Source organism: Rahnella sp. Larv3_ips, from assembly GCF_003697865.1.
Classification (GTDB): domain Bacteria; phylum Pseudomonadota; class Gammaproteobacteria; order Enterobacterales; family Enterobacteriaceae; genus Rahnella; species Rahnella rivi.
On sequence record NZ_MJIB01000013.1, the window covers coordinates 88,500 to 101,416 of the forward strand.

Genomic DNA, 12,917 nt, shown 5'->3' on the forward strand with positions numbered 1-12,917 from the left:
TCTCTCCGGTCCTGCTCCCGCTTGTCCAAAAAATATTGATGGTTTAAGCCAGGCCGATAAAGACGCCCTTCCCGCCGCGTGTCAAAAATCAGGAATTACTGAGCAGCAGTTATGGATAACGGGGGGCGCGCTTGCCGGAGTGGCTGCGGTGGTCGGTATTGCCATGTCAGCTGGCGGTGGCGGCGGCGGCGGTTCAGATGACGGCGGCAGCACACCACCAAATCCGGACGACGGCGGCAACACGCCACCAAATCCGGACGACGGCGGCAACACGCCACCGAATCCGGATGACGGCGGCAACACACCACCAAATCCGGACGACGGCGGTAACACGCCACCGAATCCAGACGATGGCGGTGATACGCCACCGGATCCCGATGATGGTGGCGATACGCCAGATCAAACGCCGGTGACCACCACTTATCCAAACGGACTGTCAGTGACGATGGTGCCGGGCGCAACGACAGCGTCGCTGACGCTCAGCGGTGAGACTATGCAGGCAGTGAAGCAGGCGAACGGCACCTGGCTTGTCACGGATTCGACGGGCAAAACCTATACTGCGCAGACGCTGGATCAGGCAACGGGCGCGATCACCGGTTACAGCATTGCCGATCGAAAATCATGGACCCTTGATGCAACGACACCCACCGGGAAAAAAATCTGGACGTCGCAATATTATGATGTCAGCGGGGTTGTTGAAGAAAACGAAACATTATTTACCGGTGCCGTAGTGACGGAAAATAGAGCGGGTGAATCATATACTATATACTCTGCTCAGACGGGGACATATGCGCAGAATCCCGCTTCGCAGGATGTGAGTGATGGTTTAAATATTTCCGGTCGTGTCAGGGTGGAAAATAATGCGATATTTCTTAACTCTGGGAAAATGGCTTTAAGCACGCGTTATGTTCAAAGCAATCAGGGTTTTTTTCACTCTCCAAACGGTAATTTTTATGTTCTGGATTCCATGCGACTGGATCACGGGCGGTTTATTAATACCGGATCACTGTACAACAACTGGAACTCAATCGTCAGCCTGAACAGTTCAGATATTTATAATTCCGGCACGATTACTACGACCGGTGGTGATACTAAATCGGCTGGCGCGGGTCCGGATAATGTGGAGTCTAACCCTCTCTTCCTGCTGGGTGGAGATTCGGCACAAAGTACAGATACCTGGACCAATACATCAACCGGGGTGATTACCGCCAGAGGGGGAGCATCTGTCCTTTCAGATTTCGGTGGCAACATAGATTATTCAGATTCACTCGCGGCAGGCTCCGCTCATGATCAGGGAACGATCAATGCGGTCAATGATGGTTTCATTGATTACTCTTTACTTAATTCGCATCCCGGTAACGGTGATTTTGTGTCTACGGACACTCTGGCCGCAGTCTCATTAGGTAACAGCGCCGGCACGGTCAATACTTTTGTTAACAACGGCACAATGACCGTCAGCGGCAGTACTGCGGTGGCAATGTCCGGTCAAAATAATACGACGCTGGTCAACAACGGGACGATCAATCTGGGTGACACCAGTCACTCGGTCGCTGACAACGGCACCGGGCTTGTGGCCTTTAAAGCGGTGGGCGACAACGTCACGGCCTATAACCAGGGCACGGTGAATATCAATGCCAACGATTCCTATGTGTTTGACCGCGGAGGCAGCGCCACGGCGCATCTGGTGAATACCGGTGAAGTGAATGTGCGTACGGGTGTGACGTCGGGCGGTCTGGTGAAAGGCGAATCCAGTTCTGTTGTCGATACCACCTCGGTTTACCGCAGCACGGTCAGCAACTACACCGTGGGCACCACTGCCGCCGGAGCGGCAGGGACAATGACGGTCAGCCATGCTGATTTGAACGACGTTTCTGTGGATACCGGTTTTACCTCCGGCACCGCCGCCCAGACCCAAACCTTCGACAATGTCTTTGTGGGTGAAGATATTCAGGGCGCGGAAAACATACAGTCAACCAGCGTCGTCTGGTCCGCCAGCGCGCAGACTGATCAGAGCGGCAACGTTGATGTCACGATGAGCAAAAACAGTTATCAGGACGTGGTCAGCAGTGATGCCAGCGCGCAGAACATGGCCGCCACGCTTGATGCGAACTACACCAATAACGCGTTGTATAGCAGCCTCAATCTGCAAACAGCGTCGGAAGTCGATAAAGCGATGCGTCAGCTTTCCGGCGTGGATGCCACCACCGCTTTCAAAGAGGCGCGTGTGCTGAGCCAGCGTTTCAATATGCTGGCCGATAACGCCATCGTATTGCCGTCAGGTTTTGGTTTTAATCTGGTGGATAAAAACGATAAACGCAGCGAACTGGGCAACGATACCCGTTATGACATGATGGCCCTGAGTCAGAGTTTTGACCTCAGTGCAGGTCAGAAGATGCAAATGCAGTACGGTATTGCGCGTCTTGACGGTAACGGCATCGATGGCAAAAGCAAAGCGGGTGATAACGGGTTGACCGGCGGTTACAGCCAGTTCTTCGGCATCAATCACAGCGTAGATTTTGGCAGTCTGAAACTGACCAACGCCCTGCGCTATGACGTGCATCAGCTGGAAAGTAACCGCAGCATTCGTTATTCCGGTGTTAACCAGACCGCCAGTTCTGACAACAGCCAGCAGTACATGGAATGGCGCAGCCAGTTCAGCAGAGGGTTTGACGTGGCAGAAGGTTTGAATCTGACCCCTTCTGTGGGCATGAAACTTCGCCATACCAATAACGATGCTTACAGCGAAAGAGGCGCGGGTGATTTCAATCTGAATATGGATTCCAGCAACGAAACGGCAGTAGATGCTGTCATCGGTGTTCAGATGAAATATGCGGCATCCAATGGCTGGGCGATGAATGCCCTGCTGGAAGGCGGGCCGAATCTCAGTTATACCCAATCTGCGCAGAAAGCCTCTTTGCAGGGCGCGAACAATGCCAGCTTTACCATGAACGACGATCAGCAGGGTGGTGGCTTTAATGGTGTCGCCAAAATGGGGCTGAGTTATGGCGGCAAGGCCGGCAAACTTGCCTTCGATGCTTATCAATGGAAAGAAGATGATATTGTCGATAAAGGTCTGTCATTAGGCTATCAATATAACTTCTAAATCATTTTATTCCGTTCTTCAAAGCGGCCGAGAGGCCGCTTTATTCATCTTCTGTTTTCATAAAATGACATTGGTCATGGCGCTTAAAAGAGAGTCATTACCTGGAATGGAGTTTTCATGAGCATCGATAATATTAATAAGCTATACAGGAAATTTGATATAAACCTGCTTCCTTTATTTGTTTTACTTTTTGAGTGCGGCAGCGTAAGCCAAACCGCATCGCGTCTGGGGGTATCCGCTTCGGCAGTGTCGCAGTCATTAAATAAGCTGAGGGGATATTTTTTTGATCCGCTCTTTGTTCGTGATTGCCAGACGATGATACCCACGGACACCGCCAGGCATTTATATTTCTTAGTGCATGATGATATGGTGAAACTGATTGAGGATATTGATCAGCTCCTTGATGCCAATGCTATAAAGAAACTGGTGATCCGCTGTTCAGATTATCTTTGTGTCAGATTATTTTCCGATATCTCAGACGTGGTGATGTCGCAACACCCTAAATATCAGGTCATTCACGATTCGGCCTTTGAGAGGCCAGAGTCTACAATGTCTTTTTCTGGCATGACTGAAGTCATTCTTGGTTTCACACCCTGTCAGGACAGTTCTTACGAAAATGTAAAAATAATGGATGAGGAGCTGTGTTACATTTGCTCAGATAATCATCCCCGCGTGAAAGATATCCTGACAGAAGAGAACTTTCAGAATGAAGAATATATTGTATTTTACCGGATGAAGAATAAAGAAGATGAAATTGAAGGGTTCATTCCTAAGTCGAGATTTTTCAGTCTGCTGGAATATAATTCATTTATCACCTTGCTGAAAACGGTGGAAAACAGCGAATGTATTTGCATCATACCAAAATGGGTTTTAGACCATTTTAAAGAGATATTCAGTATTAAATGTATTGATTCCGTCCAAAAACTCCTGCCTTTACCCGTCTATCTGAGTTATCAGAAATCGATGGCGTCAGACCAAACGATTAAAGATATTCTCCGGCATTTTTCAACGCAGGCATTTGCAGGCGTGCTCTGACCCACCTTCAATTCCCTTACCAGGGAAAGTGCCTGTACCGGGCTTCAGTGTTTGCTGGGCCCCTGCAGGTTTTTTATCCAGTGGCCATTTTCATGGTGAAAACCACACGCCGTCATAAAGGCATCCAGCACGGGTTCCGGCTCGGCTTTCATTGTCCAGCTTTTCACCTGCGGCAATTGCGCCTGCAAATCTTCCATCAGATATAACCCGACACCGCGACGGCGCGTCACTTCGCGCACCAGCAGATCGCTGAGTTCACCCTGACTGCCGTTGAGCCGGATTTTCACGGCACCCAGAATGCGTTCATTAAACACCGCCGCAAACAGCGCACGATCATTTTGCAGGCTGGCTTGCCAGTCGTTTTGCGTTTGCTCAGGCCAGATTTTTGCCAGATCGATCAGGTCTTGTGCGCTGAGGGAGGTGAGTCTTTGAATCGTTAATTTCATGATGCGGAAGGTCTGAAAAAAGGAGGCGTGTAGTGTAGCGGATCCTGCTAAAAACCGGGCGTAACTTTTTTTGTACAGTAACAGCGCGAAAACTTTTTTGGCGATCCCTGTATAAGCGATAAATGTTGGCTTTAATCAATAATGCCAGCGTTTACCACTGATTGTCTGAGAGGGAACCGATTTAATGCCCAGATAAAATTCTGTTTACACCTCATATTTCTGATTGTGCTATTTGATTTGCAGAAGAAAATTCCTGTTTAATGATATGAATTATAAAGTCTTATTCGAAAATAAGACGAAATAAGCCGGTAACTCGTTATTACTTATACTAAATTTCTTAAGTGATGACGTTTTGAACAGGCAAAGAAAGCGCAAACCACAACACACATCAACGGGGTAATCGGATGAAAGTAACAAAGGGTAAGATCTGGCTGGCAGGGTGTATTGCATTGGCAATGAGTCAGGCCGCGTTTGCAAAAGATATTAAAGTCGCCATCGTGGGCGCGATGTCCGGTCCGGTTGCCCAGTATGGCGATATGGAATTTACTGGCGCAAAACAAGCCATCGCTGACATCAATGCCAAAGGCGGCGTAAAAGGCGACAAACTGGTTGGCGTCGAATATGACGATGCCTGTGACCCGAAACAAGCGGTCGCCGTGGCTAACAAAGTGATCAACGACGGTATCCGTTACGTGATCGGCCACCTGTGTTCCTCTTCCACTCAGCCCGCTTCTGACATCTATGAAGATGAAGGCGTGTTAATGATCACACCGGCTGCGACCAACGCAGACCTGACCACCCGTGGTTACAAAATGGTGATGCGTACCACCGGTCTGGATTCCGATCAGGGCCCGACCGCCGCGAAATACATCCTCGACACCATCAAACCAAAACGTATCGCCGTGGTGCATGACAAACAGCAATACGGCGAAGGCCTGGCCCGTTCCGTACAGGACGCGCTGAAAAAAGGCGGCGGCAACGTGGTGCTGTTTGAAGGCGTCACCGCTGGCGATAAAGACTTCTCCACCCTGGTGGCGCGTCTGAAGAAAGAAAACGTCGATTTCGTTTATTTCGGCGGTTACTACCCGGAAATGGGTCAGATCCTGCGTCAGTCAAAACAGGCCGGTCTGAACGCGAAATTCATGGGTCCGGAAGGCGTGGGCAACTCCTCACTGTCTAACATTGCCGGTGATGCTTCTGAAGGCATGCTGGTGACGCTGCCAAAACGTTATGACCAGGTTCCGGCTAACCAGCCAATCGTTGACGAACTGAAAGCCAAAAAACTGGATCCAACCGGTCCGTTCGTCTGGACGACTTACGCCGCATTGCAGGCGCTGACCACCGGTATGGAACGCAGCGGCAGCATGGAACCGGCTGATATTGCTAAAAACCTGAAATCAGCGTCAGTGGATACCGTCATGGGCCCGCTGAGCTGGGATGATAAAGGTGACCTGAAAGGATTCGAATTCGGTATTTTCGAGTGGCATAAAGACGGCACGTCTACCCCAATCAAATAAATGCCCGGCATCCTTCAGGTTGCAGGGGGTTGGCTGCAACCAGAATGATTTTGGCATTGCTATGCAGTAGTAGCAGAACAGCGCATTACTCTGCCCGGCGTCTGGTGTTATATGAGGCGCCGGGTTGCAGTCTCAGCACAAGTTTTCAAACCCTTGATTAATAAGGATAGGGTATGTCAGAGCAGTTCCTCTATTTCACTCAGCAGATGTTCAACGGCGTCACGTTGGGCAGCACCTATGCGCTGATCGCCATTGGTTACACCATGGTTTACGGCATTATCGGCATGATCAACTTCGCCCACGGCGAGGTGTATATGATCGGCAGTTATGTCTCCTTTATCGTAATCGCCGCCCTGATGATGATGGGTATCGACGCCAGCTGGTTGCTGATCGGTGCCGGTTTTATCGCCGCGATTGTGATTTCCAGTGCTTACGGCTGGAGTATTGAACGCGTGGCGTATAAGCCGGTGCGTAACTCCAAGCGTCTTATTGCACTGATTTCTGCCATCGGGATGTCTATTTTTCTGCAAAACTACGTCAGCCTGACCCAGGGCTCGCGTGATCTCGCCTTACCGAGTCTGGTGACCGGCCAGTGGACACTGGGCATAGCTAACGGCTTTGCGGCGACCATCAGCACCATGCAGCTGATCATCTGGATAGTGACCTTTGTTGCCATGCTGGCGCTGACGCTGTTCATCCGTTATTCACGCATGGGCCGCGCCTGTCGCGCCTGCGCGGAAGATCTCAAAATGGCCAGCCTGCTGGGGATCAGCACTGACCGCGTGATCTCACTGACTTTCGTCATCGGTGCATTAATGGCGGCGGTGGCGGGCGTGCTGCTCGGTCAGTTCTACGGTGTCATCAACCCGTACATCGGCTTTATGGCCGGGATGAAAGCCTTCACCGCGGCGGTTCTCGGCGGTATCGGCAGCATTCCGGGGGCGATGATCGGCGGCCTGATTTTAGGCGTGGCCGAAGCGCTGACCTCGGCGTATCTGAGCACCGAATACAAAGACGTGGTCTCCTTCGCGCTGCTGATCGTGGTGCTGCTGGTACTGCCGACCGGTATTCTCGGACGTCCGGAGGTTGAGAAAGTATGAAGCGCCTGAATCTGTTAAATGCGCTGGTTTCCGCTTTCGTCCTGCTGGTGCTGGCCGCGTTCATCATGGGATTGCAGCTGAGCCTCGATGGCACAAAACTGGTGGTCAACGGGGCCGGTGAAGTGCGCTGGACGTGGATTGCCATCGGCTGTGCGATTGTTTTTGTGTTCCAGCTTTTCCGCCCGGTGGTCAGCAGCAGCCTGAAAAAAATCTCCGGGCCAGGCTGGGTGTTGCCGAGCTTTGACGGCTCGACGCCGAAACAAAAACTGCTGGCGCTGGTGCTGATTATCGCCGCCATCGCCTGGCCGTTTATCGTCTCGCGCGGCACGGTGGATATCGCCACGCTGACGCTCATCTACATCATGCTCGGCCTAGGCCTGAACGTGGTGGTCGGGCTGTCCGGCCTGCTGGTGCTGGGTTACGGCGGCTTTTACGCCATCGGCGCTTACACCTACGCGCTGCTCAATCACTATTACGGCATCGGGTTCTGGGAAGCGTTACCGCTGGCCGGTCTGGTGTCGGCGGCATTTGGTTTCCTGCTCGGATTCCCGGTTCTGCGATTGCGGGGCGACTATCTGGCGATTGTGACGCTCGGCTTCGGCGAAATCGTTCGTATCCTGCTGCTCAACAATACCGAACTGACCGGCGGGCCGAACGGCATCAGCCAGATCCCCAAACCGACGCTGTTCGGGCTGGAATTCAGCCGCACACCGCGCGACGGCGGCTGGGACACCTTCAGCAACTTCTTTGGCGTGGCCTACGACCCGAGCGACCGCATTATCTTCCTGTACATGGTGGCGCTGCTGCTGGTGATCGCCACCTTGTTCATCATCAACCGTTTGCTGCGTATGCCGCTGGGGCGTGCGTGGGAAGCGTTGCGTGAAGATGAAATTGCCTGCCGGTCGCTCGGGCTGAACCCGACCCGCATCAAACTGACCGCGTTCACCATCAGCGCCGCGTTTGCCGGTTTCGCCGGTACGCTGTTCGCTGCGCGTCAGGGCTTTGTCAGCCCGGAATCCTTCACCTTTGCGGAATCCGCTTTCGTGCTGGCTATCGTGGTGCTCGGCGGCATGGGATCGCAGTTCGCGGTGATTCTGGCGGCGATTCTGCTGGTGGTTTCCCGTGAGCTGATGCGCGACCTGAACGAATACAGCATGTTACTGCTCGGTGCGTTAATGGTGCTGATGATGATCTGGCGTCCGCAGGGCTTGCTGCCGATGAAACGTGTCCATCTCAAACTGAAGCTTTCTAAGAAACAAATCGCGGATCAGGGGGAACAGGCATGAGCACGCAACCTCTGTTAGCGGTTGAAGGTCTGATGATGCGTTTTGGCGGCCTGCTGGCGGTCAACAACGTGGCGCTGAAGCTCAACCAGGGCGAAATTGTTTCGCTGATCGGCCCGAACGGCGCCGGTAAAACCACGGTGTTTAACTGCCTGACCGGTTTCTACAAGCCGAGCGGCGGCACCATTAAACTGCGTGATCAGCATCTTGAAGGGTTACCGGGGCAGAAAATCGCCCGCATGGGCGTGGTGCGGACTTTCCAGCACGTGCGTCTGTTCCGCGAAATGACCGTGATTGAAAACCTGCTGGTTGCCCAGCATCAGCACCTGAAAAGCGGCGTACTGGCGGGCTTGTTCAAAACGCCGGGATTCCGTCGCGCTGAAGCGGATGCACTGGATCGCGCTGCCGACTGGCTGGAACGTGTCGGGCTGCTCGAACTGGCCAACCGTCAGGCGGGGAATCTGGCGTACGGCCAGCAACGTCGTCTGGAGATTGTGCGCTGCATGGTGACGCGTCCGGAAATCCTGATGCTCGACGAACCGGCAGCCGGCCTGAACCCGCGGGAAACCGAAGAGCTGAACCAGCTGATTGCCGAGCTGCGTAACCAGCACAACGTGTCGGTGCTGCTGATTGAGCACGACATGAAACTGGTGATGGGCATTTCTGACCGCATCTACGTGGTGAATCAGGGCACGCCGCTGGCGCAGGGCACACCGGCTGAAATTCGAAACAATCCGGATGTGATCCGTGCGTATCTTGGCGAAGGGTAAGGGACAGAACACGATGTTGTCATTCAATCAGGTATCCGCCCATTACGGCAAAATTCAGGCGCTGCATGAAGTCAGTCTGAGTATTAATAAAGGGGAAATCGTCACGCTGATCGGCGCGAACGGTGCGGGTAAAACCACGCTGCTCGGCAGTTTGTGTGGCGAACCGCGTGCGACGAACGGCTCGATCATTTTCGAAGGGCAGGACATCACCCAGTGGCAGACCGCCAAAATCATGCGTGGCGATATCGCGATTGTGCCGGAAGGCCGCCGCGTGTTCTCCCGTATGACGGTGGAAGAAAATCTGGCGATGGGCGGTTTCTTTGCCACACGCGACCAGTTTCATGCCCGTCTGGAGCGCGTATTTACGCTGTTCCCGCGCCTGAAAGAGCGTCGTGTGCAGCGCTCCGGCACCATGTCCGGCGGTGAACAACAGATGCTGGCGATTGGCCGTGCGCTGATGAGCCAGCCGCGTTTGCTGCTGCTCGATGAACCGTCGCTGGGGCTGGCGCCGATCATCATCCAGCAGATTTTTGACACCATCCAGCAACTGCGCGAAGAAGGGATGACCATCTTCCTGGTCGAGCAAAACGCCAATCAGGCGCTCAAACTCGCCGACCGCGGTTATGTGCTGGAGAACGGCCATGTGGTACTGGAAGATACCGGTGCGGCATTGCTGGCGAACGAAGCGGTGCGTGCGGCCTATCTCGGCGCATAAATTGGCTTCGGATTTCAAAAATCTGTGATAAATCTATAAAACCGCACGGCTGGCGCTTTGCGGTTTTTATTTTGTCGATAAATTAACAACTCTTACATTCTTATAACTTGGCTACTCATCAGGAACATTTCATGAACACAGAAGGTTTACTCGCCGCCCGCATGGTCAGGCTCAAAAGCTCAGCCATCCGGGAACTGCTTAAACACAGCAAAATGGAAGGCGTTATTTCACTGGCGGGCGGTATTCCTTCTTCGGCGCTGTTCGATTTCGACGGCCTGCGCGAAGCCACGCAGCAGGCGATCACTGAACAGCCTGAGCACGCTTTCCAGTACGGTCTGACGGAAGGCAGCCATACGCTGCGTGAGCGTATTGCTGAGCTTTGTGAAGAGCGTGGTGTGGTTGCCGGTGCTGACGACATCGTGGTCACCGCCGGTTCCCAGCAGGCGCTGGATCTGGTGATGCGTGCCGTCGTGAACCCGGATGATATTTTCGTGGTGGAACGCCCGACCTATCTGGCGGCGTTACAGACGCTGGAACTGGCCGAAGCGCAGATTCTTTCCGTCGGCTCCGACGGCGACGGCATGATTGTTGATGAACTGGCTGAACTGCTGAAAACCCGCAAAATTAAAGGCGTCTATCTGGTGCCGACATTCGGCAACCCGAGCGGTGTCACCCTGAGCCGCGCACGCCGTGAACAGCTGGTGAAACTGGCGGCACAGCACGAATTCCTGATTGTAGAAGATGACCCGTACGGCGAACTGCGTTTCACCGACGAGCGCCAGCCGACGTTGTTTGAGCTGTCGAAAGCGTTGTTCGGCCACGCCGAGAACATCATCTATACCTCGACCTTCTCTAAAATTCTGGCACCGGGTCTGCGTCTGGGCTGGGTGATCATGCCAGACTGGTTGCTGCACAAAGTCGCCATCATTAAACAGGCGGCGGATCTGCACGCCAGCGCGCTGTCACAGTCAATTGCCGAATGCTATCTCGGCCTGGGGCGTTTGCCTGCACAGATCGAAACCATCCGTGCGGCGTACAAAAAGAAATGTCAGGTCATGGCTGAGCTGCTCGAGCGTGAACTGGGCGACGTGCTGACCTTCGAATATCCGAAAGGCGGTATGTTCCTGTGGGCGCGTTTCCGCGAGCCGCGCAACTGCGCTGAATGGATGAAAAAGACGCTGGAGCAGGGCGTGGTGTTTGTACCGGGCGAATTCTTCTATGCCGATAATCCGGACCACTCGACCTTCCGTCTTTCCTTCGCGACCGCAACCGAAGAACAAATGCACGAAGCGGTGGCCCGCCTGAAACGCGCGCTGTAAATCCCCGACACTCTCTTCTCTGAGGCGCATCGTTAACCCGGTGCGCCTTCTTTTTTGCCATCTCTCCGTCACTTCTACTTAACGCCTCTGTCACATCAATGTCATTTAACGTTTATTTTTCTGTCATTTAGCCGTGTCATGTTAGCTCCCGAATCAGAAAATCCTTACATCAACTGACATCACACCAGCCCTCTTCAGGAGACAAGCATGCTTAAGCACGCTGTTACAAAAACGACACTTTGCATCGCACTGGCATTCGCGTTCAGCACCCAGGCGATGGCGGTTACAGAAATTCCTTTCTGGCATTCAATGGATGGCGAGTTAGGCAAAGAAGTGAACTCACTGGCTGACCGTTTTAACCAGACGCACCCTGATGTCAAAATCGTGCCTGTTTACAAAGGCAAATATGACGAAAGCCTGGCTGCCGGTATCGCCGCGTACCGTACCGGTAATGCACCGGCGATTTTGCAGGTGTACGAAGTGGGTACCGCGACCATGATGGCCAGCAAAGCCATCAAGCCGGTCTACGAAGTGTTCAGCGATGCCGGTCTTAAGCAGGATGTGTCTCAGTTCGTGCCGACCGTCTCCGGTTACTACTCCGATTCTAAAGGCCGCCTGCTGTCCCAGCCTTTCAACAGCTCCACGCCGGTGCTGTATTACAACAAAGACGCTTTCAAGAAAGCCGGTCTGAACCCGGATCAGCCACCAAAAACCTGGCAGGACATGGCCGCCTACACCGAGAAATTGCGTGAAGCGGGCATGAAATGCGGATATGCCAGCGGCTGGCAGGGTTGGATCCAGATTGAAAACTTCAGCGCCTGGCACGGCCTGCCGATCGCCACCAAAAACAACGGTTTCGATGGCACTGATGCGGTTCTGGAATTCAACAAACCTGAACAAATCAAACATATCCAGATGCTGGAAGACATGAACAAAAAAGGTGATTTCACCTATTTTGGTCGTAAAGATGAATCCACCGCCAAGTTCTACAACGGCGATTGCGCGATGACCACCGCGTCTTCCGGTTCACTGGCTGACATCCGTCAGTATTCCAAATTCAACTACGGCGTAGGCATGATGCCTTACGACGCAGACATCAAAGGCGCACCACAAAACGCCATCATCGGCGGCGCAAGCCTGTGGGTGATGAACGGCAAAGACAAAGACACCTACAAAGGCGTCGCCGAATTCCTGCAATTCCTGACCACGCCGGCCATCGCTGCCGAATGGCATCAGAAAACCGGTTATCTGCCGGTGACCACCGCCGCGTATGAGCTGACCAAAAAAGAAGGCTTCTACGAGAAGAATCCAGGTTCTGACGTCGCTACCCGCCAGATGCTGAACAAGCCACCGTTACCGTTCACCAAAGGCCTGCGTCTGGGCAACATGCCGCAGATCCGTACCATTGTGGATGAAGAACTGGAAAGCGTGTGGAGCGGTAAGAAAACGGCGAAAGAAGCACTGGATACCGCAGTACAGCGCGGGAACTTACTGCTGCGTCGCTTCGAAGCTTCTACTAAGTAAGTCGGCTACTGTGCATTGCCCGTCTGGATTGGGCAGTGCCTGCTCTCGTCATGGACGTTGTGTCCGCGCCGGGAGCTGTGCGCTGTCCGCACCCGGTCTGGCTTC

10 protein-coding genes are annotated in these 12,917 nt (G+C 53.3%); 9 read left to right on the forward strand and 1 reads right to left on the reverse strand.

The window, feature by feature from the left end:
- Window positions 1-3,103 (forward strand): autotransporter outer membrane beta-barrel domain-containing protein (locus ED901_RS16290; protein ID WP_305775603.1); only part of this gene is annotated, 3,103 nt, incomplete at its 5' end.
- A 117-nt stretch (window positions 3,104-3,220) separates the two neighbouring features.
- The gene (locus ED901_RS16295) at window positions 3,221-4,138 is read left to right on the forward strand and encodes a LysR family transcriptional regulator (protein WP_122096535.1); all 918 of its coding nucleotides are present in this window, start codon (window positions 3,221-3,223) and stop codon (window positions 4,136-4,138) included.
- Between the two features lie 44 nt (window positions 4,139-4,182).
- Here the strand turns inward: ED901_RS16295 and panM are convergent, their stop codons facing one another.
- Window positions 4,183-4,584: an aspartate 1-decarboxylase autocleavage activator PanM gene (panM, locus tag ED901_RS16300; RefSeq protein ID WP_122096536.1), complete on the reverse strand. Its 402-nt coding sequence runs from the start codon at window positions 4,582-4,584 to the stop codon at window positions 4,183-4,185.
- A 404-nt stretch (window positions 4,585-4,988) separates the two neighbouring features.
- Here panM and ED901_RS16305 point away from each other — a divergent pair, with 404 nt between their 5' ends.
- The 7 genes from ED901_RS16305 to ugpB all read left to right on the forward strand — a co-directional run bounded on the left by ED901_RS16305 (window position 4,989) and on the right by ugpB (window position 12,812).
- On the forward strand, window positions 4,989-6,101 hold the full coding sequence (locus tag ED901_RS16305) for a branched-chain amino acid ABC transporter substrate-binding protein (RefSeq protein ID WP_056772160.1): 1,113 nt from the start codon (window positions 4,989-4,991) through the stop codon (window positions 6,099-6,101).
- A 173-nt stretch (window positions 6,102-6,274) separates the two neighbouring features.
- Window positions 6,275-7,201, forward strand: coding sequence for a high-affinity branched-chain amino acid ABC transporter permease LivH (gene livH / locus ED901_RS16310; RefSeq protein ID WP_122096537.1), 927 nt, complete (start codon window positions 6,275-6,277; stop codon window positions 7,199-7,201).
- Complete coding sequence (locus ED901_RS16315; protein ID WP_122096538.1) at window positions 7,198-8,487, forward strand: high-affinity branched-chain amino acid ABC transporter permease LivM; 1,290 nt, start codon at window positions 7,198-7,200, stop codon at window positions 8,485-8,487. The genes livH and ED901_RS16315 overlap by 4 nt, the downstream gene beginning before the upstream one ends.
- Window positions 8,484-9,254, forward strand: a complete 771-nt coding sequence (gene livG / locus ED901_RS16320) for a high-affinity branched-chain amino acid ABC transporter ATP-binding protein LivG (protein WP_122096539.1) — start codon at window positions 8,484-8,486, stop codon at window positions 9,252-9,254. Before ED901_RS16315 ends, livG begins: the two co-directional genes overlap by 4 nt.
- Before the next feature lie 13 nt (window positions 9,255-9,267).
- Entirely contained in the window at window positions 9,268-9,969 is a 702-nt protein-coding gene (gene livF / locus ED901_RS16325; protein ID WP_122096540.1) for a high-affinity branched-chain amino acid ABC transporter ATP-binding protein LivF, read from the forward strand.
- A 131-nt stretch (window positions 9,970-10,100) separates the two neighbouring features.
- Entirely contained in the window at window positions 10,101-11,288 is a 1,188-nt protein-coding gene (locus tag ED901_RS16330) for a PLP-dependent aminotransferase family protein (RefSeq protein ID WP_122096541.1), read from the forward strand.
- A gap of 207 nt (window positions 11,289-11,495) precedes the next feature.
- Complete coding sequence (gene ugpB / locus ED901_RS16335; RefSeq protein ID WP_122096542.1) at window positions 11,496-12,812, forward strand: sn-glycerol-3-phosphate ABC transporter substrate-binding protein UgpB; 1,317 nt, start codon at window positions 11,496-11,498, stop codon at window positions 12,810-12,812.
- The last annotated feature ends 105 nt before the right edge of the window (window positions 12,813-12,917 follow it).

What these genes read in the sequence shown, in the direction of transcription:
- ED901_RS16295 (WP_122096535.1), top strand. Translation starts at nt 3,221, where the DNA reads ATGAGCATCGATAATATTAATAAGCTATACAGGAAATTTGATATAAAC.
- panM (WP_122096536.1), bottom strand. Translation starts at nt 4,584, where the DNA reads ATGAAATTAACGATTCAAAGACTCACCTCCCTCAGCGCACAAGACCTG.
- ED901_RS16305 (WP_056772160.1), top strand. Translation starts at nt 4,989, where the DNA reads ATGAAAGTAACAAAGGGTAAGATCTGGCTGGCAGGGTGTATTGCATTG.
- livH (WP_122096537.1), top strand. Translation starts at nt 6,275, where the DNA reads ATGTCAGAGCAGTTCCTCTATTTCACTCAGCAGATGTTCAACGGCGTC.
- ED901_RS16315 (WP_122096538.1), top strand. Translation starts at nt 7,198, where the DNA reads ATGAAGCGCCTGAATCTGTTAAATGCGCTGGTTTCCGCTTTCGTCCTG.
- livG (WP_122096539.1), top strand. Translation starts at nt 8,484, where the DNA reads ATGAGCACGCAACCTCTGTTAGCGGTTGAAGGTCTGATGATGCGTTTT.
- livF (WP_122096540.1), top strand. Translation starts at nt 9,268, where the DNA reads ATGTTGTCATTCAATCAGGTATCCGCCCATTACGGCAAAATTCAGGCG.
- ED901_RS16330 (WP_122096541.1), top strand. Translation starts at nt 10,101, where the DNA reads ATGAACACAGAAGGTTTACTCGCCGCCCGCATGGTCAGGCTCAAAAGC.
- ugpB (WP_122096542.1), top strand. Translation starts at nt 11,496, where the DNA reads ATGCTTAAGCACGCTGTTACAAAAACGACACTTTGCATCGCACTGGCA.